Source organism: Bacteroides sp. K03, assembly GCF_019734355.1.
GTDB lineage: Bacteria > Bacteroidota > Bacteroidia > Bacteroidales > Bacteroidaceae > Bacteroides > Bacteroides nordii.
In genome coordinates this window covers 22,358-42,663 of the sequence record NZ_JAASHC010000017.1, presented here as the reverse complement: position 1 = coordinate 42,663, position 20,306 = coordinate 22,358, and the positions used below count along the sequence as shown (strand labels likewise).

Sequence of the window (20,306 nt, the reverse complement as noted above, 5' to 3'; positions counted from 1 at the left end):
TGTACATGTCGTACTGTATGAGATGCACATGTTGAGCAGCTCCACATGTGCATCTGGTACTGCACGAGATGTACATCTCGTACATCGTTCCTCACTAGGGAAAGGAGGACATCTTGAAAAGAAAAACTGGCATTGTATAGAGAAAAAAGGTTCATGGTCCTATAATAGGAACATGAACCTTTTTTCTCTATACAATTACTGTGAACTTAGAAACGGGGGCGCCCTCCACCATAGCCTCCGCCATGACCTCTGCCACCACCAGGTCCCATACCCGGACCACGCCGTCCGGCAGCTTTACCACCAAGCGTATTGAACCGGTAAACAAAGTGCACCATAAAATAACTGCCCAATGTATTGTATTCCGTATCACTCATCTGTGTTTCACTGATAGAACGGCTTAAGTTACTTTGCTGTTTCAATATATCGTATATTTTAAACCGAAGCGTTGCTGAATTATTCTTAAGAAAGTTCTTAGAGATTTGTGCATTCCAGATAAGCTCGTTGTCATTGAATCCTCCGGTATATCCATTCTTAAAACGGCAATTAATATCAGTTGAGATATGAATTTCCCAAGGAAGATTTATATTGGTATCCCCTCCCACATAGTAATCAAATGTTTCACGATTACTATTCTCTTGCTTGCTGTTGCGCACCAGATTGTAATTAACCGATCCATTGAGTGACACATCAAAAAGATCGGAACGATAACTACCATTCAAACGCTGTCCGGCTCCAAAGTTGTGTGTAGTACTTAGCTCCTGATTCGCATCTTTACTTTTTCCCACAGTAGTATAGCTGACTGCATCACTAAAACGGGCATTCGTATTGGTAGATATAATAAACTTTTTATTCTTCAATGGAGTATTAAACGAAAAATATCCCCGGGTATTCCAGTTACCATTCACATTTTCTTTCCTATAAGTACGAGCACCAGTCTGAGGATCATATGTCATCTTGTTAGCCACAGAATTAAGCGTATTAGAATAAGATAAATTAAGATTAAAACTACGCATTGTTTCCGGAGTGAACTTATTATAGTACAACATAAAGTTATTGCTGAATGAAGGTTTTAAGTTCGGGTTACCATAGCGTAAATTCATCGGATCGGTGATATCAATTACTTCCTGCAAATCTTCGATATCAGGAGTATTACTCCGACCGCGATAACGGAATGTGAGCACATGCTGTTTTGTGAACATATAACGGAACATAACAGAAGGAGCCCAATTCAGCACATCTTGTTGAGGTAAATGTTTGTCTGAATTTGGGCCGATAGTTGTTTCACTCAATGAAGATTGAGGAGTAAGCCCAACACCGGCACTATACATCATTTTCGGATGAATACCACGCAGCGAGATATTGGCAGTATGTGTATCATAAAAGTTTTCTACACGGGTACTCAAGTTGTTATCATATCCCCGTTCCAGATACTCCGGATAGGGATAAACATTAATACTATCATAAACTAAAGATTGGGCCAACTGTTTGCGATGAGAGAATTCATACCGAAACTGTAGGAAGTGATTCTTAAATACAGGTTCGGTATAAGAAGCAGATACACTCCAGTTACGACTGTCACTCGTACGATTCGTATATCGGGCAATATCTGAAACACTATCCAGTTCAAAGAATTCTGTACGCGATTCTGAGTAGCTGTCCGTTTCGCCATCGCTATAACCAAAGCGAGCGCCTACATACAGGTTTCTTCCTTTATTGTTTAAGCGACGAAACATCATCAAACTTCCATTCAGTGAATAGTTATCGCTATGTGAAGAGGAAGAAGCTATCTTAGCGTTCACCGGATCATGTACATTGTTCCAAGTGTCCGACCCTGAAGCACTTTCCGAATCAGTTTTAGAATAGCTCGCATTAGGACGAAAGATAATAGTGGTCAATGTATCCGGACGCCATTCCAGACGAAAGTCAGCACGTACATCATGACGTTTACGTCGGGAAGTATTTTCGCTGGCACCATATGAAGACTGCTCTCCAAGGAATGTTTCCGTAGATGTCTTCCGACGAGCATCGTTATCAGAGTAACCATACTGCACATTACCTCCCACCTGTACCTTCTTCGTATCTTTAGCAAAATTAATACCCAACGAACGTGCAGTAGTAATACCCGAACCGGCATTCCCTCCGCTCAGTCCCGCACCGGCATCGCCAAATTCAGAAAATCCTTTGTTATTCGTATTATTGGCCGAACCAATGATAGAGATACTTGCATCATCTTTGAACCGGCTGACCATTGCTCCTGCTTCATAACGTTCTTCGCTACCATAACCGGCTATAAGGTTTCCAATCCAACCTTTTTTCATTCCTTTCTTTACGGTAAGGTCAAGTACGGCTTCTTCTTCACCATCATCAATTCCGGTAATACGAGCCATATCACTCTTCTTGTCATAAGCTTTCACCTTTTCAACCATATTAGCGGGTAGATTCTTCATAGAGACACTTGGATCATCCGAGAAAAATTCTTTCCCATCCACCATGATCTTCTTAATTTCTTTACCATTAAGAGTAATCTTACCATCTTTATCCACTTCAGCCCCCGGTATCTTCTTGACCAGTTCTTCCAACATAGCTCCTTCTGCCACACGATAGGCCGAAGCATTATATTCGGTAGTATCTGCTTTTACTACCACAGGAGGAGCTTCTGCCGTAATGACAGCTTCGCTCAACATCACCGCATCGGGATGCAACGTTATAGTACCCACATTCTTTGCTGGTGCCTTATCCGATAGCTGGAGAGGAAATTCCTGAGTAATAAATCCAATGTAAGAAATTCTCAACACATACTTTCCGGCTTTCACCTTAGGTAATGTGAAAGCACCCTGTTTCTGTGTAGTAATGCCCGCTGCCTGAGTACTATCAGGTAGAGCAAGTAATTGAACCGTTGCCATCTCGACAGGTTCTTTCGTGTCTTCTTCAATCACACGTCCGGAGACGGTGATATTTTTGTTTTGTGCAAATGAGGAGAGGGTACATAGCAGCAACAGTACCATCCAGATAGATAATTTTTTCATCAGCCTATGCGTTTGTAATAATAACAATTGCTTTTTTGACAATTGGCAACGCAAAAGGTTTAATGAGACTACAATTATCTTTTAAATATTTTATCTACCATTGCCTTTTTCATCCCGAATTCAAGGCAAAGAACATTCATAATGAGGAAAGTCAAAAAGGAAGAAGTATCTACCGTTATTAAGTCTCCGGTAGCTACCCGATAAAGCATTCCGCCAAAAACAAACAATACGGTAAAAAAGATAGCATTACGTGTAGCTGAGTTACGTATTTGCTCTGTCTCACGACTCTCACTTTTGGATAAAGCAAAAATAATCATCAATGCACCCACTATCATCAGGAGCTTAGTACATTCCTTGTAAAACAGAAGATTAGTATCAGTCACTTTTCCCATCATCACGAGAATAAAAGGGATAAAAAGAGCGAAGACCAGGATTACATATCCCAGAGGACGGCAATAGACAGGTAGTAATGCTTTCATTGATTTGACGTTTTAATGAGACAAAAGTAAGCAAAAAAAGATATTTTATATACTTTTGCAGTAGAAAAAGCAAATTGAATTATGAGTAAGCAAGAAGTTATCCTATGTAAGAATCTGGAGTTGAGTCTTGGTCAGGCCATAGAGAGGTGCCCGTACGACCGCCTGTTCATCCTGACTGATGAACATACTCACCGCCTTTGTATGCCTCAAATGAAGGAAGTATCTTATCTGAAAGATGCAATCGAAATAACAATTGGAGCGGGTGATATACACAAAACGCTGGAGACCCTGGCTTCCGTATGGCAAGTGCTGAGTGATAAGGGAGCTACCCGGCATTCGCTGCTCATTAATTTAGGGGGAGGAATGATAACAGACCTGGGAGGTTTTGCCGCCGCCACTTTCAAGAGAGGATTTGCCTACATTAATGTTCCTACTACATTATTAGCGATGGTAGATGCATCTGTTGGAGGGAAAACCGGGATTAACTTCAACGGACTAAAAAACGAAGTTGGCGTATTTGCTCCTGCAAACTGCGTACTGGTCGAAACAGAATTCCTTCGGAGCCTGGACACTCAAAACTTTTTCTCCGGCTATGCGGAGATGTTGAAACACGGACTCATCAGCAATACAGCTCACTGGACAGAATTGCTCAATTTTAATACAGAAAGTATTGATTACAGCTATCTGAAACAGCTTGTAGGACAATCTGTACAGGTAAAAGAGAATATTGTTGAACAAGATCCCTTTGAACATGGTATACGTAAAGCATTGAACCTGGGACACACCGTAGGACACGCATTTGAAAGTCTGGCACTCGCAGAAAACCGTCCTGTTCTTCACGGATATGCTGTGGCATGGGGAATTGTCTGCGAACTGTATCTGTCACACCTTAAAGCCGGATTTCCCAAAGACAAGATGCGACAAACCATACAGTTTATAAAGGAGAACTATGGCATTTTCGCTTTCGACTGTAAACAATACGAACAACTTTACGCTTTCATGTTACACGATAAAAAGAACAAAGCGGGAGTAATTAACTTTACTTTGCTGAAAGATATCGGAGATATCAGCATTAACCAAACTGCTGATAAAGATCTGATCTTTGAGATGTTCGATTTCTATCGGGAATGTATGGGAATATAAATTTAATGTATAAGTAAGTTTGCAGTAGTTTACTCTTTCTACTGCAAATTTACCTCTTGATAGGGTATTGTAAACCAGAAAGTGGCCCCCTTACCCTCTTTTGATTCAACTCCAATTTCACCTCCCATACATTTCACAATCGTTTCACCTATTGAGAGTCCCAGTCCAATACCCTGAACAAAACTATTCAGTTTCACAAAGCGTCCGAATATCTTTTTTTGATATTCTTTCGGGATGCCATGTCCGGTATCAGTGACGTAAAAACGAAGCATACCATTATCTAACCGGGAAAAACCAAAATGCACACTTCCTTCAGCAGTGAACTTAATCGCATTCGAGATTAAATTATTCAATACCTGTATCAGCCTGTTACGATCTGCATTAACATAACACTCGGCATGCTGGTCATCAAATTTCAATGATAAATGAGCAGTATTAGCTTTCGGACGAAAAGCTCTTTCCAACTCTCTCATCATGTCATCCAGATAGACATTAGAAGTTACAAGTTCCAATGCTCCTGCCTCAATCTTCGACAGATCAATAATATCATTAACCAATTGAAGCAACAATTGATTATTGTGCTCTATGATACGTAAATACTCCTTACGTTCTTTCTCCGTTTGAACGGTATCGAGTATGCTGGAAAATCCAATAATAGCATTTAACGGAGTACGTATTTCATGGCTTATATTAGCAATAAATGCCGACTTAAGCCGGTTTGCCTCTTCAGCTTTTTCCTTTGCAACAATGAGTTCTTGCTCCATCTTCTTTCTGTCAGTAATAACCAAAACAGAACCGATAAGAGCAAGTGGTTGCCCCTCTTTATCCACCTCATCAACTACAGCCCACGTTTCTACCCAGTCATAGTCTCCTTTTGAAGCTGCAAAAACGCGAAACTGTTCATTCACTTTTTCTCTTTTACCATCCTTCAGTTCCTGAAACAACTTCTTCACACGTTTTATATCCTCACTATGAATACTTTTCATAATTTGTGAAACAGGAACAGCAAAAGCTCCTTCTTTCACAACAAATCTTTCATCGTCTTCAATTAGCTTACTTTTATCAAACCAAACATTATCCTCCTTCAAGCTCCATTTCCAAGGAGTAATATCAGCAATACCAAGTGCCATAGACAATTTATGATTAATCGTTCGTAAGGATTGGCGTGTATGAATTAGTTCTGTAGTATCCATGCAGAAAACATTAACCACTTCCGGAAGATTGGAAACCATAACAAGTACATCATAGTTATGCCCATTCATCGCATGCATTGAAAAAGATACTGGTTTTTGTTCCCGATCGGCCATCCCCATATATTCTTTTAGTTTGGCAAAAACCTCTGAACTATTCAATACACTCCCCCGTTTGTTTAAAGCATCTTCTTTCTTATAAAAATGTCTTTCAAAACTTGGATTAACGTCGCTAATTACATAATCATCAACTTTCCCATCTTCTCCTTTTATCAATCTGCACCTCAGATAAAGAACAGGCATGTCATTGAACAAATTATTGTAATTGCTCATCAGCTGAATCTGCTTTGATTGCATTTTACGAATATTACTCAGAAAATAGATACGTACTAATAAGATAATTATTCCAAAAAGTACACACAGCAATATAGTAGCCAAGATATATTTATTCTTCTCGATAAAACTCACAGGCTTGTAATAAAAAAACGTGTTCGGAGGGCAAAGATCAGGATATAAATTAGCTCTAAGCAATTCTTCATAATTGAAAACCGGCCCGGCATAAACCTTCGTTGCAGGTATATCAGATGCCTTTACTCCACTTAATATCTTATGACTAATATTGGCTATGGCTTTGCTGATATCTTTCGACAAAGAAAAATAACCGCCTAACAAACCAGTCTGCCCAATCATATCAGTCAATGTAAATATCGGTTGTGCAGAATATTGATTTATCCTCTTATAGGTACGTGGTAACAACGCCACATCAGCGGAAGACGAATCATAGTTTTCCCATGCCGAATATAATATTCCCGTATTTTTATCAGCTTGTTTGAGAGAATCAATTACCTCTTTTATATTTTCCTGTCCTTCAGTAAAAAAGCGTAATCGCAAATCCGGAAAATATTTCACCACAGTTTCTGCTACCTCCTGCCGATTTTGAACACTAAACCATCTACGATCTGATATAAAGATCAGCTTATTCATATTCGGTATCTGCTGATACATCAAATCAATTGTTTCTTTTACATAAAACGGTGCATAAACTAAAGTTATATTACGCCCTTTTATAATATTTCGTATTGGTATTTGTTCTTCACGGGTTATAGATGTCTTCTGCAAATAAGCATCAACAGGACCGATGTAGTTTTTCTCTGTAAACAAAATAACCGGTGTATCTTTCCACCGCTCCTCCAACTCTTTATGAATCAGGGCCCATGTATTCCCCCCCATAATAATAATAAGTCTCGGATTACTGTTTTCATATTTAGCAAACAAATCCCTTCGGATTGTATCCATCCGTTGTTCATCATATATCCGCATCAAATTAAGGTTTTCAGATGCTATAGTCATACCTTTATATTCGACAGGCAATTTATATATAAGTTCACTAATAATGTGATTGCTTAAAGGCGAAAGAGCCGAATTAGCATTGATAAAAAGGATACATTCCTCTTTCACAAGCGAACCTACCGCAAATGAATTGAGGAGGAAGAAGTGTAGAAGTACAATTGTATATACAAATCTTCGTTTTAACATAAAATTATCTCTTGTTTGTTTCATTTCTGCATTCTATACTCTAAAAGTGACATTCCGGTATGTTTCCTGAAAAAACGTCCCAGTGACGACTGATTTGCAAAATTTGTCTTAATAGCAATTTGCTGAATATTTAAAGTTGAATTCTTAAGCAAAGCTTTAATCTCTAAAACCATATACTCAATTATCCAATCTTTAGCCGTTTTCCCGCTCACTTCTTTAATAACCGCTGACAGGTATTTAGAAGTTATGCATAGTTTATCAGCATAAAAAGCCACCTCTCTATTCTCCTTATAATATAACATAATCAGTTTAAAGAACTGATTAGCCAATTCTTCTTTACGGGCATCCGGCTTTGTTCCTCCCATCAATAAGGAACTATCAAGATAGGTATTATACAAATCAAGATAAAAGAACCTCAACAAATGTATCAATGCCTCTCTCCGATAGGCAAACTGTTCCCGCTTTACCCGATCAGAAATTAAGTTAAAATAGCCATAAAAGCCAGCAACCTCACGTTCATTTAAAGGAAACCAGAAATGGCTTCTCATATACACAAAAAAATGAGGAGAAAAACGGCGCATCCCACTTAGAATATCATCATAAAAAGTGGACGAAAGATTGAGAGTAAGCGTTAAAAAGTCATCACTAATATCTGTACATGAAATAAGCTGCCCCGGAAAAAAAACAGCCAATTGATTTTCAGACAATAAATGTTCATTATCATGTATATTAATACGTGCGCTGCCCTTCAAACAAAAAACGATCAGCCCTATCTGGGTATAAGAGGGATAAGTAGTCAAAGGAAGATATTTCAAATTTCTACAAATTCTGAATTCTTCACCAAAAGCATTAATCTCTAATATCTCTTTTTTTATTTTGTTTGTCATTTGCCGATTATGTATTAATGCACAAAAATATAATATAACCAACTTTTATATAGCAAAGACCGGAATCTTGGTATTATATTACAGAAAAAAAGTCCACGCTATTTAGATTCTTTCATAAACAAACTGGAACCCTTTAAAGTTTTATAAAGAAACATACTACAGTTTTTTTAGCAACTCCTTTATACTTTAGCAATTGACTCATTTTCAACACACAATAGACTTGAAATAAAATAATTTATTCGATTCCCTTGCTATTTCAAAATAAAGCACTACTTTTGCATCCGCAATTCGGGATGTAGCTCAGCCCGGTAGAGTACGCGTCTGGGGGGCGTGTGGTCGCAAGTTCGAATCTTGTCATCCCGACTGAATTGAAAAAAAGGTTAGTAATTTTATGATTACTAACCTTTTTTATTTAGGCTATTGTATCCGGAAGTGCACTATATAATCTTTGTATATATAACATTCTTTTTAATAAGGAACAGTGCAACTTTCAAACAATTGCTTTTTTCAGACTACTCGTCATGATCTTCGTCTGCCGTTGTACTAAGTACTATACTACGGGCAATATAATTTTCATTGCCTGCTGCATCTGTACAATATACCATTAAATGATAATCTCCCGGAGTTGCATCTGCAGGAATTACTATATCGTGATGATGAATATGTACATTCTTCTTGTTGGAAACGTCATACGAACGGTTAAAAACAAATGGAATTCCTCCTTCTGCTCTGGTTCTTCCATGCGAATGATGATCAAAATTATTATGGATATCTATTTTATAAGATTTCAGCATGACGTCATCCGAAAGATCCATTTCAAAGTGTACTCCTTTTTCCGAACCAATCAACAAAGCTTGCCCCTCGGCAGGCTCATGAAGGTCAATCATCGGTTTGGTTGTATCACTATCTTCCTTATCACAAGAAAAAAATGCAAGAACAGAGATAACTAATATAGTTGTGAAATAAATTTTTGTTTTCATTTTAATAACTGTTTAATGGGTACTTTGATTAATAACTGAAAGTTTCTCCCCGGTTCAGGAATTTCCATCTTCCGGTAAAAACTAAGATGATTGTAATAACGGGTATCGAATATATTCCGGGCAGTCAGAGTTATTTCTACCTTCGTCCCTCCTATCGAAAAATTCAGAGTTCCTCCAAGGTGAAACAAGTTAGCTCCCGGAGTGCGGTCTTCATTACGATCTACACGGTTTTGCGAAGCAACAGATTGCCACTCGGCATAGACTGTAAATAGGTTCTTCTGCCAGGTTAGTACGTTACGCATAGAAGCAGGAGGTGAAAAACTCAGTGGTATATGCTCGTCACAATTATAAGTATAAACATACTCACCGGAAAAACGATAATTCAACCGATGTAGGAAATCGATACTAAACGATGCTTCTATCCCTGCAAACAGAGCTTCTGCACCTGTATACCGATAAATTTGCCCGGCATGAGGCAATACAGACCATTCTCCGGTGGGATGCAGAAAGATATAATTACTGAACCAACTCACATATGGGGAAACAGACACGGATAATCCTTTCTGCTCCAAAAGATAAGAAGTATCCAGTTGCCATCCCTGTTCGGAAGCAAGTGAAGCATCTCCCTGTTCATGACGGAAAGTGCCATGATGTACTCCGTTAGAAGCAAGTTCATTGGCTCCGGGCAAACGAAAGCTACGTCCTAAATTCACTTTTACCAAATGTGCCGGTAACGGATTCCACACTACTCCCAACGAAAGAGAATAGTCTCCGAAACGACGATCGACCTTATGACTATTCCAGCGATAAAAATCCACCTGCTCACTATCATACCCCTGACCCTCCAGATAAGTTGCCAGATAGTTATCTTCATGAGCCGAAATATGAATTGTACCATAATCGTAACGTATTCCTCCCGAAACAGAAAAGGTATTATTCGGACGATAAGTAGTGAGCCATAGCAATCCGGTAGAGAAACGGTGATATTCCGGCAACAGAAAAGAATATCCGGAAATACTGTTCTGCTGATATTGACTATCCCAGCCAGCAGTATGCTCCCAGGAAGGAGAACCAAACAAACGCAGCTTAACCGAAGAGCTAAAAGTATGAAGCATAAAAGCTAATTCTTTATCAGGATCTTTTTCCGGCAGAGGCTGTGTTCCATAATGTGTATGAAAAGCACTCCACTCTTCCCGATGATTGTTCTGATAGCCAAAATCACCGGATAGCAGTATACTTTCCCAAGCATACTGCTGATGGGTGGTAAACTTCAAGTGATTCACTTGGCTAAAAGGCAACTCAATATTACGACTATCCCCATCATCTTGCAGACGGGAAATATCGGGTATACCATGTGCTCCGGGAAAGAAACCATTCTTCTGAAACACATTACTAACCGCATAATCAGACTTATAGTCCTTGTGATGATACTGAGTAAAGAAACTGACATTGCGTTCAAGTCCAGCTGTATTCTTTAGTTTCCGTCCATACAACGGCATCTTTTGAGTGAGATAAATCACCGTATCTGCCGGCACATGATAATCTCCGAAATGTTGCTCAGAATAACGCATTTTCGTAAACCATGCATTCTTCCTGAATCCTAACATAACAGAACCTCCTACCGTTCCATTAACCGACTTTCCCAAAAGTGCCGCTTCACCAAAGAATTGATTAGTCAAGGGAACAACAGCAGGTGTTATATCGATCACTCCCCCCATAGCATCACTTCCGTAAAGAAGTGAAGAAGGGCCTTTCAGTACATTAACGGCATCCACGTTGAAAGCATCCAATTCCAATCCATGGTCTGCACCCCATTGTTGCCCTTCCTGTTTCACACCATTTTCCAATACTACAATCCGGTTAAATCCCATCCCCCGGATCATTGGTTTAGAGGTGCCTACACCGATGTCCATTGCCTGTACACCAGGAATATTGGCCATCGCCTGCATAAGATTACCTGTAAAATTCTTCCGCAAAAAGTCTTTGTTCGCAACATCTACCGTAAGTGCAGTCTTTTTCATCTGATGTTGTTGATACGACTCCGTAACCACCACTTCAGACAAAGACACACTCTTGATTGAATCGGACTTTTGCGCATGGACAGCCAGGGCAAAGCATAGCCCTAACACGCCCGAAATAATTCCGATACGCATCATTTACAATTTATTGTTTATAATACTGTGAAAAGATTATATAGATAATTATGCCATCGGAGGTGCACGCAAATAATGTGAATAAGAAAGCGTATAAGCTATCTTTTCGGGGTAAGTAACACGTTCATAGGAAATGAGCGGTAATATAAGAGTAAAATCAAATGATATGGCTTCCGTAAAAAGAGAAAGAGAAAATTGACAGATAAGACAGTCATCACAAGCATTATGAGAATGGTGAGAATGATGAGTGTCCGAACAAGAAGAAGATACAGCATTATCTTCTCCGTGATGATGGAGTGCCTTCACCACAAAGAAAGGCATGAATGTTGCAAGCAACAACCATGAAATGCAGACTCTTTTTCTAATATTCCTCTTCACCGGGTCTTTGTTTTTAAGTTGATAAGTTATAGGGTTATAAATACATCAATAAGGGAATGTCGCAAAGGTATGTATCCGCCTCTATATATGCAACTATATTGTATATCTTTTCATAAAACAGACCTTATTTTACCAATAGATAGGTATATTAATACATCTACTACCCTGATAGTTGAATTATGCAAAAATAAATCCTTATTTTTGCACATATATTAATCACTATTCGAATTATGACCATGCGTTACAAACTATCAGCTCCCTCTGTAGTGAGGACCACTATACAACTCCCTGCCTCCAAAAGTATCAGTAACCGTGCACTCATCATTAATGCACTGGCCCAGGGGACAACTCCTCCATGCAATTTGTCCGACTGCGATGATACATTAGTAATGATCAAAGCACTGGCAGAGAACAACGAAACCATAGACATCATGGCTGCCGGAACAGCGATGCGTTTTCTTACCGCATACCTAAGTACTGTACAAGGCACACATATTCTCACCGGAACGGAGCGGATGCAACAACGCCCGATACAAATACTGGTCAATGCACTCCGTGAACTGGGTGCACAAATAGAATATGCCGGTAAGGAAGGTTTTCCTCCTTTACGTATTCATGGAACTGAACTAAAAGGCAACGAACTAACCCTGAAAGGCAATGTCAGTTCACAGTATATTTCCGCCTTACTGATGATCGGTCCGGTTCTGAAAAATGGATTACGCCTGCATCTTACCGGTGAAATCATCTCTCTCCCGTACATCAACCTTACATTACAACTGATGAAAGAGTTTGGTGCAAAAGCCGCATGGACTTCGGAAAACAGTATCGAGGTAGCTCCGAAACCTTATACTCCGGTATCCTTTATGGTAGAGAGTGACTGGAGTGCCGCTTCCTACTGGTATCAGATAGCCGCCTTGTCCGAACAGGCAGAAATTGAACTCATCGGTTTGTTCCGTAACAGTTATCAGGGAGACAGTCGCGGAGCCGAAGTATTTTCACGCCTGGGCATAACAACTGAATTTACTCATGAAGGTGTACTTCTCAAAAAGAGCAACAGACTTGTCGAGCAGCTAAACGAAGACTTCGTTGATATCCCCGACCTGGCGCAAACCTTTGCTGTGACCTGTTGCCTGCTCGACATTCCATTCCGATTCACAGGATTGCAAAGTCTCAAGATAAAAGAGACCGACCGTATCTTTGCGCTAAAAGCAGAACTCCGAAAATTGGGATACATACTCCAGGATGCACAAGACAGTATATTGATTTGGGACGGTGAACGCTGCCAACCCGAAGCACAGCCCGTAATACAAACTTATGAAGATCATCGTATGGCAATGGCTTTTGCTCCGGCAGCACTGCGTTTTCCGGAAATGTACATTGCAGAGCCACAGGTTGTTTCCAAATCTTATCCTGCTTATTGGGAGAATCTGAAACAAGCAGGTTTCCAAATAGAAAATAAAGAATGAAACATTACAAGGTTACCTCAATTTCTCATTTCTCTATAATCTGTGTTAATCTGTATCCTCTGTGGTAAATAAATCAGTACCTTTGCACAAAATGAGAGATTTAGAATTATGTGGATACTGATCGTAAGTCTGTTGCTACTCACCCTCGTAGCATTAATTGCCGGACACATCCGCAACAGAAGGTTGCAGAAAAAGATAGAAAACGGAGAGTTGGAAAGCTTTCCCGAAGTGAAAGAAGCAGACATAGAATGTTGCGGACAACATGAAGTCTGCGAAAAAGACAGTTTGCTGGCTGCCGTCAGTAAGGAGATAGAATATTATGATGATGAGGAACTGGATCAATTCATTGGCCGGGCACCGGAAACATACACGGAGGAAGAAATGGAAATGTTTCGTGATGTATTCTATACGATGCAGGAAACAGATGTAGCCGGTTGGGTTCGTAGCCTGCAACTAAGAGGTATCAACCTTCCCGATAATCTGAAAGACGAGGTATTCCTTATCATCGGAGAACGGAGAATGCATCCCTGATTATAATAAGTAGTACCTTTCTGCCGTTATTAATAATTAGTAAGTTAAGTATCTGAATGGATCTGTTACAATATACCTTTTTTCAGCATGCCCTCCTGGGTAGCCTGTTGGCCAGCATAGCCTGCGGTATTATCGGCACTTACATAGTGACGCGCCGGCTGGTGTTTATCAGCGGAGGAATTACACATGCTTCATTCGGCGGTATCGGCCTGGGGTTATTTGCAGGTATATCGCCCATTCTTTCGGCTGCCGTGTTTTCGGTATTATCAGCTTTCGGAGTTGAGTGGCTCAGTAAGCGAAAAGATATGCGTGAAGATTCTGCCATTGCAGTATTCTGGACACTCGGAATGGCATTAGGTATTATGTTCAGTTTTCTTTCACCCGGATTTGCACCGGATTTATCAGCCTATCTGTTTGGTAATATTCTGACTATCACAAGAGGGGACTTGCTAATGCTGGGATTACTGGCTATAGTACTTATCATCTTCTTCTGCCTGTTCATCCATCCTATTATCTATGTAGCATTCGACCGTGAATTTGCCCGCTCCCAGGGAATTCCCGTAGCAGTATTTGAGTATTTGCTGATGATGTTCATAGCACTGACAATTGTTTCTTGCCTGCGCATGGTTGGTATTGTATTGGCTATCTCATTACTTACTATTCCACAAATGACAGCCAATCTGTTCACTTATAGTTTTAAACGGATCATCTGGTTATCTATCGGTATCGGCTTTTTGGGATGTCTGGGTGGGCTGTTCGTTTCTTATCACTGGAAAGTACCTTCGGGAGCCTCTATCATATTTGTATCTATCCTTATTTATGCCGTATGCAAAGTGATAAAAAGATGAATAATATGAATAATGTGCCAATGTGCCAATGTGACAATGTGCCAATTGGCTGCGCTATGATCCGTAAGGTAATGGGCTGCGCTATGATTTGCAAGGTAATTAGCACATTAGCACATTGGCACATTGGCACATTATTTATCATTGGCATATTATTTACCGGCTGTTCTACCAAGAAGAACACAGCGGGAAGCCGTTTTTATCATGCAATGACTACCCGGTATAACGTATACTTTAACGGAAATGAAGCATACAAATCGGGATGCAAAGCTATTGAACAGGGCAACAAGGACAACTATATGGAGATGATCCCACTCTATCCTATTGGCAATAAATCAACTGTGGGAACCGGCAGTGGTGATTTTGAACGGGCTATAGAAAAATCCCAGAAGGCTATCGCAGTACATTCCATCAAACGGAAGCCTCAACGAAAACAGGGCAAACGCTACACAGAGGAATACAAACAATGGCTGGCACGCCGGGAATTCAACCCTTTTCTGCACAAGGCCTGGATGTTAATGGGGAAAGCACAGTTTCAGAAAGGAGACTTTCCCGAAGCAGCTGCAACATTCTCATACATTGCGCGCCTATACACCGGTCAGCCCAAGATTACAGTAGAAGCACGTATCTGGCTTGCCCAGTGCTATACACAGATGGGATGGTATTATGATGCAGAAGATGTTCTTCTAAAAGTAAATAACGACAGTCTGCCCTATACCCTCGCTCCTGCCTATTCACGAACTTACGGGCATTATCTGCTGGGTAGCCAACGCTACCGGGAAGCGATCCCGCATCTGCTTACTACCATTAAAAATGAAAAGAATAAGCGGCAGAAGGCGCGCCAATACTATCTCCTGGGACAAGTATACCAGCTTCTGCAAGATCATGCCAAAGCCTATCAGGCTTACGGAAAGGTTATCAAATTGAGCCCTCCCTACGAAATGGAGCTAAATGCACGTATCCGCCAAACAGAGGCCTTCCCGGTCGGGGAGGTGCGCCAGGCGGCGGAAATAAAGAAGGCGACGGATAAACTGCGACGCATGACGCGGAGTGATAAGAATAAGGATTACCTGGATCAGATTTATTATGCACTGGGGAATATTTACCTGGCGGCGGGGGATACGGTGCAGGCGATTAAGGAATATGACTTAGGGGTGGAGAAGAGTACACGCGGAGGGGTGGAGAAAGGGATTCTGCAACTCACGCTGGGCAATCTCTGCTGGGAGATGGGGCGGTATGTGGAAGCACAAACGGCTTACTCCGACGCTATCGGGTTGCTGGAGAAGACGCATACGCAATATGAAGAGATCACGAAACGTTCTGAAATACTGGACGAACTGGTGCCCTACTCTACAGCTGTGGAGTTGCAGGATAGCCTGCAACATCTGGCATCACTGGATAGTGCCGCACGGATGGTGGTGATCGACACATTGATAGCCCGTGTTATCCGGAAAGAAGAGGAGGCGAAACGGCTGGCAAAAGAAGCCGAACGGGATGCACTGCGTGAGTCTATTGCTGCCGAAAACGCCGCCAATGCCCCACAGCAGCCTACTACAACGCAACCTACAATACCTACGGGAGATGACTCCTGGTATTTCTATAATTCGCAAGCAGTAACACAAGGTAAAGCTGACTTCCAACGGCTGTGGGGACGACGCAAACTGGAAGATAACTGGCGGCGGAGAAACAAAACAGTGGTTGCCCTGGACGATTTCGAACCGATCAACTACGATGAAGCGGCGCTTCCCGCGCAGGAAGATACGATAAGCAATGAAGAGGGCTCTCAGATATCCACGGAGGGAGATGCGGCAGGCAATAAAGAGAATGATTCTCAGCTTCCTGCTGATACGACTTCTACCGCTGCTATCGATGAAAAGAATCCGATCTTCTACCTGCAACAGATTCCGTTGACGGAGGAAGCAATGGCTGCCTCTAACGAAATCTTGTCAGACGGTCTGTTCAACATGGGAATGATATTCAAAGACAGGATGGAGAACTTCCCTCGCGCTGAGCATTCCCTCGGACGGTTGATTCATAACTTCCCGGACTTCGGCCAACTGGATGTGGCATACTATAATCTTTATCTCATGCTGGGACGTATGGATCGCATGGCAGATGCCAACATTTACAAGCAGGAACTTATAGACCGTTTCCCGGATAGCAAGTATGCCAAGATGCTCGCCGATCCTGACTTTGCCTACATCGCCGTACATGGCAAGCACCTGGAAGATTCGCTTTATGCCAATACTTATAAGGAATACATGGTAGGCAATTACAAACAGGTAGTGGCTAATGCGGAATACTCTTTCAATAAATATCCAATGGGGCAGCATCGTCCGAAATTTATGTTCCTGCATGCCGTAAGTGCCTTGCAGGTAGGGGATCAGAAGCAATTCCTGGCCGAGCTGAAAGAGCTTGTGCAACAGTACCCGGAAAATGAGATCACCGATCTTGCCGCCCACATCCTGAAAGGGGTACAGGAAGGGCGTCTGCTGGCAGAAGGCAGTATCTCCTTTGGTAGTATCTGGTCGCGCAGAAGTGCGGAAGACCTGGCAGACAGTACGCGTATAGCCGGAATGGACAGTACGCATGTCTTTACTGCCGAACGTAATACACCTTACTTATTCATACTGGCCTACGAAGAAGGAAAAGTAAACGAGAACCAACTGCTTTACGAAGTAGCCCGTTACAACTTCTCATCCTTCATGGTGAAGAACTTTGACCTCTCCTTCTCCCACGACCGGGGTATCGGACGACTCGTCATCAGTTCATTTGCCAACTATGAGGAGGCACAGTATTACCAACGTCAGCTTTACGCTGACCCACATATGAACGAACGTCTCAGTGGAATGCGGGCCGTCCTTATCTCACAAGCCAATTATGAACTGTTGAACCAATTCTATAGCTTCGACGATTATGATGTGTTCTATAAGAAGACATTCGATCCTTATCCGACAGAGGAAGAAGTACCCATCGATGGAAGTACACTGGATGAACCCTTACTGAACCTTCCACCGGTCGATGGAACCACCCCGGCAGAAGAAGATGAAGGCGAAGAGATACAACAATCCCCCGGCACCAACTACTTCTAGGCGGTGCTTCCCGGCGCTTCCCGCGCGGGGAGGTTCGACAGGCGATGGTGGCCGTATGATAGTGTTTATCGCTTGACGTATCTCCCCGTGCGGGAAGCACCGACAGGCGGTGGTGGCCGTATAATAGTGTTTATCGCTTGACGTATCTCCCCGTGCGGGAAGCACCGACAGGCGATGGTGGCAGAATAATAATAGCAATAATAATTGCGCAGCCAAATAGTAAATAGTAAATAGCTAAATAGTAAATATCAAGATGAAGAATGACCGATTACTCTGGGTAGACGACGAGATAGACCTTCTCCGTCCCCATATCCTTTTCCTCGAGTCGAAAGGCTACGAGGTACATACCGTCAGTAACGGACAGGATGCCCTCGACCGTTGCCGTGAAACGGACTATGATCTCATCTTCCTTGATGAGAATATGCCCGGCATCAGCGGCCTTGAAACGCTGGCACAGATCAAAGATATCTCTCCGACCGTACCTGTTATCATGATAACCAAAAGCGAAGAAGAAGATATCATGGATATGGCTATCGGTAGCAAGATAGCCGATTACCTGATCAAACCCGTCAACCCCAATCAGATACTTCTTTCATTAAAGAAGAATCTGCACCGCCGTGATATTGTTTCCGAAGTAGCACAAACAGCCTATCAGCAGAACTTCGGTAAGATAGGTATGCAGATCAATGACTCTCTCACTGCCGATGATTGGGTGGAGCTTTATCGCCGCCTCGTATACTGGGAGCTGGAACTGGAAGCCAGTGACAGCCCTATGAGCGAAATGCTTTCCATGCAGAAAACGGAAGCAAACACGGCCTTTACCAAGTTCATCAAGAAAAACTATATCGACTGGATGAAAACGATGGATCCCACACGCAAAGGAAATGCTGTGCAGGAAGCTCCCATGATGAGTCCGGACTTGATGAAACGTACCATCTTTCCTCTGCTGGATCAGGGGGAGAAAGTGTTTTTCCTTGTGTTGGACAACTTCCGCTATGATCAGTGGCGCGTAGTTGCCAGTGAGCTATCCGAGCTTTTTACTTTCGAGGAACAGCTCTATTTCAGTATCCTGCCCACTGCCACGCAGTATGCCCGTAATGCTATCTTCTCCGGATTGATGCCGGATCAGATCGCACGTATGTTCCCCGATCTGTGGGTGGACGAGGATGAGGAAGAAAGCAAAAACCTCAACGAGGCTCCGCTGATACAGACTTGTTTCGACCGTTTCCGCCGTCAGCACACCTTTTCTTATCATAAGATCAACGATGTGTCTGCCGGAGAACGTCTTGTGGGTCAACTTCCACAACTGATGCAGAATGACTTGAATGTGGTAGTATTCAATTTTATAGACATGTTAAGTCACACACGTACGGAGAGTAAAATGATACGTGAACTGGCTTCGACAGAGGCTGCATACCGTAGTCTTACACTATCCTGGTTCCGCCATTCGCCGGTACGCGACCTGCTGAAAGAACTGGCAGCACGAAAGGTGCGTGTAGTTGTCACCACGGACCACGGTAGCATCCGCGTAGACAATCCGATCAAAGTACAGGCCAATAACGGAGAGATTAATACGAATCTGCGTTATAAGCTATCACGGAATATGTCCTATAACCCGAAACAGGTATTTGAGATCAGCCGCCCGGCAGATGCTTTGCTGCCATCACCTAACGTCAGCACGAAGTACATCTTTGCCAGTGGACACGACTTCCTGGCCTATCCGAACAACTTCAACTACTATGTGTCATATTACACCAATACCTTCCAGCACGGAGGTATCTCCATGGAAGAAATGATCATCCCCCTCATCACCCTAAAACCCAAATGAGTGGTGCTTCCCGCACGGGGAGGTGCGCCAGGCGATGCTTCCCGATGTTTCCCACATGGGGAGGTTCGCCAAGCGATGCTTCCTACATGGGGAGGTTCGCCAAGCGGTGATAGCAGTAAGAGAAGAGCAAGTAGTCAAATAGTAAATAGTACAGCGCAGCCAAATAGTAAATAGTAAATAGTAAATCGTCAAATAGTAAATAGTACAGCGCAGCCATTTAATCTGCGAAAATCTGCGATCATTTGCGTTTCAACAGAATGTTGTCATAATATAGACTAAATCTGAAGTCCTGCTTAGTACAGTGCAGCCAAATAGTAAATAGTAAATCGTCAAATAGTAAATCATCAATAACTTTATGGAAATAAAAATTGAATCATTAGATCAGATACACGAAGCCGCCCGCGAGTTCATTACTGCGATGGGTGATAATACCGTGTTTGCCCTCTACGGAAAGATGGGAGCAGGAAAAACAACCTTTGTAAAAGCTCTTTGTGAGGAATTGGGTGTTTCGGACGTTATTACTTCCCCTACATTTGCTATTGTCAACGAATATCGTTCGGATGAGAACGGAGAACTGATTTATCATTTCGACTTCTACCGTATCAAGAAGCTGAGCGAAGTATATGATATGGGTTACGAGGATTACTTTTATAGTGGTGCCCTCTGTTTTATCGAATGGCCGGAACTGGTGGAAGAGCTTCTGCCGGGCGATGCTGTAAAGGTGACGATAGAAGAACTGGAAGACGGCAGCCGGAAAATTATTCTTTAATAC

14 protein-coding genes and 1 tRNA gene are annotated in these 20,306 nt (G+C 42.0%); 8 read left to right on the top strand and 7 right to left on the bottom strand.

From position 1 onward, the window contains the following. Positions 1-206: 206 nt before the first annotated feature. The gene (locus HCG69_RS12960) at positions 207-3,026 is read right to left on the bottom strand and encodes a TonB-dependent receptor (protein WP_221650369.1); all 2,820 of its coding nucleotides are present in this window, start codon (positions 3,024-3,026) and stop codon (positions 207-209) included. A gap of 74 nt (positions 3,027-3,100) precedes the next feature. Continuing rightward, on the bottom strand, positions 3,101-3,505 hold the full coding sequence (locus HCG69_RS12955; protein WP_221650368.1) for a hypothetical protein: 405 nt from the start codon (positions 3,503-3,505) through the stop codon (positions 3,101-3,103). Positions 3,506-3,586: 81 nt separating this feature from the next. On the opposite strand from HCG69_RS12955, the gene aroB reads away from it, so the two are divergent. Continuing rightward, a complete protein-coding gene (gene aroB / locus HCG69_RS12950) occupies positions 3,587-4,648 on the top strand; it encodes a 3-dehydroquinate synthase (protein ID WP_221650367.1) in 1,062 nt (353 codons plus the stop codon). A gap of 38 nt (positions 4,649-4,686) precedes the next feature. Here aroB and HCG69_RS12945 read toward each other — a convergent pair whose 3' ends face one another. Both HCG69_RS12945 and HCG69_RS12940 read right to left on the bottom strand, forming a co-directional pair. Continuing rightward, positions 4,687-7,374 carry an ATP-binding protein gene (locus HCG69_RS12945; protein WP_221650366.1) on the bottom strand — a complete coding sequence of 896 codons (2,688 nt, stop codon included), beginning with the start codon at positions 7,372-7,374 and terminating at the stop codon, positions 4,687-4,689. Between the two features lie 20 nt (positions 7,375-7,394). Continuing rightward, the gene (locus HCG69_RS12940) at positions 7,395-8,261 is read right to left on the bottom strand and encodes an AraC family transcriptional regulator (protein ID WP_221650365.1); all 867 of its coding nucleotides are present in this window, start codon (positions 8,259-8,261) and stop codon (positions 7,395-7,397) included. A 289-nt stretch (positions 8,262-8,550) separates the two neighbouring features. Between HCG69_RS12940 and HCG69_RS12935 the strand changes: the two genes are divergently transcribed. Then, positions 8,551-8,624 (top strand) — tRNA-Pro (locus HCG69_RS12935). Positions 8,625-8,773: 149 nt separating this feature from the next. Here the strand turns inward: HCG69_RS12935 and HCG69_RS12930 are convergent. The 3 genes from HCG69_RS12930 to HCG69_RS12920 are packed head-to-tail and all read right to left on the bottom strand — an operon-like array spanning position 8,774 to position 11,772. Next, a complete protein-coding gene (locus HCG69_RS12930) occupies positions 8,774-9,241 on the bottom strand; it encodes a DUF4625 domain-containing protein (RefSeq protein ID WP_221650364.1) in 468 nt (155 codons plus the stop codon). Further along, positions 9,238-11,394: a TonB-dependent receptor gene (locus HCG69_RS12925; RefSeq protein WP_221650405.1), complete on the bottom strand. Its 2,157-nt coding sequence runs from the start codon at positions 11,392-11,394 to the stop codon at positions 9,238-9,240. Before HCG69_RS12925 ends, HCG69_RS12930 begins: the two co-directional genes overlap by 4 nt. A gap of 48 nt (positions 11,395-11,442) precedes the next feature. After that, a complete protein-coding gene (locus tag HCG69_RS12920) occupies positions 11,443-11,772 on the bottom strand; it encodes a hypothetical protein (RefSeq protein WP_289297176.1) in 330 nt (109 codons plus the stop codon). A 236-nt stretch (positions 11,773-12,008) separates the two neighbouring features. On the opposite strand from HCG69_RS12920, the gene aroA reads away from it, so the two are divergent. The 6 genes from aroA to tsaE all read left to right on the top strand — a co-directional run bounded on the left by aroA (position 12,009) and on the right by tsaE (position 20,303). Further along, positions 12,009-13,238 (top strand): 3-phosphoshikimate 1-carboxyvinyltransferase, encoded by a 1,230-nt coding sequence (gene aroA, locus HCG69_RS12915; RefSeq protein WP_221650363.1) that lies wholly within the window; start codon positions 12,009-12,011, stop codon positions 13,236-13,238. A 108-nt stretch (positions 13,239-13,346) separates the two neighbouring features. Continuing rightward, complete coding sequence (locus HCG69_RS12910) at positions 13,347-13,769, top strand: phospholipase (RefSeq protein ID WP_195350515.1); 423 nt, start codon at positions 13,347-13,349, stop codon at positions 13,767-13,769. Positions 13,770-13,825: 56 nt separating this feature from the next. Continuing rightward, positions 13,826-14,617, top strand: a complete 792-nt coding sequence (locus HCG69_RS12905; protein WP_007484033.1) for a metal ABC transporter permease — start codon at positions 13,826-13,828, stop codon at positions 14,615-14,617. Continuing rightward, on the top strand, positions 14,614-17,706 hold the full coding sequence (locus HCG69_RS12900) for a tetratricopeptide repeat protein (RefSeq protein WP_221650362.1): 3,093 nt from the start codon (positions 14,614-14,616) through the stop codon (positions 17,704-17,706). The genes HCG69_RS12905 and HCG69_RS12900 overlap by 4 nt, the downstream gene beginning before the upstream one ends. 253 nt (positions 17,707-17,959) lie before the next feature. Then, positions 17,960-19,534 (top strand): bifunctional response regulator/alkaline phosphatase family protein, encoded by a 1,575-nt coding sequence (locus HCG69_RS12895; protein ID WP_221650361.1) that lies wholly within the window; start codon positions 17,960-17,962, stop codon positions 19,532-19,534. A 355-nt stretch (positions 19,535-19,889) separates the two neighbouring features. After that, a complete protein-coding gene (gene tsaE, locus HCG69_RS12890; protein WP_221650360.1) occupies positions 19,890-20,303 on the top strand; it encodes a tRNA (adenosine(37)-N6)-threonylcarbamoyltransferase complex ATPase subunit type 1 TsaE in 414 nt (137 codons plus the stop codon). Positions 20,304-20,306 lie beyond the last annotated feature (3 nt).

Coding starts and splice junctions, on each gene's coding strand:
- HCG69_RS12930 (WP_221650364.1), bottom strand. CDS start 9,241: ATGAAAACAAAAATTTATTTCACAACTATATTAGTTATCTCTGTTCTT.
- HCG69_RS12895 (WP_221650361.1), top strand. CDS start 17,960: ATGAAGAATGACCGATTACTCTGGGTAGACGACGAGATAGACCTTCTC.
- HCG69_RS12960 (WP_221650369.1), bottom strand. CDS start 3,026: ATGAAAAAATTATCTATCTGGATGGTACTGTTGCTGCTATGTACCCTC.
- aroB (WP_221650367.1), top strand. CDS start 3,587: ATGAGTAAGCAAGAAGTTATCCTATGTAAGAATCTGGAGTTGAGTCTT.
- HCG69_RS12905 (WP_007484033.1), top strand. CDS start 13,826: ATGGATCTGTTACAATATACCTTTTTTCAGCATGCCCTCCTGGGTAGC.
- HCG69_RS12900 (WP_221650362.1), top strand. CDS start 14,614: ATGAATAATATGAATAATGTGCCAATGTGCCAATGTGACAATGTGCCA.
- HCG69_RS12945 (WP_221650366.1), bottom strand. CDS start 7,374: ATGTTAAAACGAAGATTTGTATATACAATTGTACTTCTACACTTCTTC.
- tsaE (WP_221650360.1), top strand. CDS start 19,890: ATGGAAATAAAAATTGAATCATTAGATCAGATACACGAAGCCGCCCGC.
- HCG69_RS12910 (WP_195350515.1), top strand. CDS start 13,347: ATGTGGATACTGATCGTAAGTCTGTTGCTACTCACCCTCGTAGCATTA.
- aroA (WP_221650363.1), top strand. CDS start 12,009: ATGCGTTACAAACTATCAGCTCCCTCTGTAGTGAGGACCACTATACAA.
- HCG69_RS12925 (WP_221650405.1), bottom strand. CDS start 11,394: ATGCGTATCGGAATTATTTCGGGCGTGTTAGGGCTATGCTTTGCCCTG.
- HCG69_RS12955 (WP_221650368.1), bottom strand. CDS start 3,505: ATGAAAGCATTACTACCTGTCTATTGCCGTCCTCTGGGATATGTAATC.
- HCG69_RS12940 (WP_221650365.1), bottom strand. CDS start 8,261: ATGACAAACAAAATAAAAAAAGAGATATTAGAGATTAATGCTTTTGGT.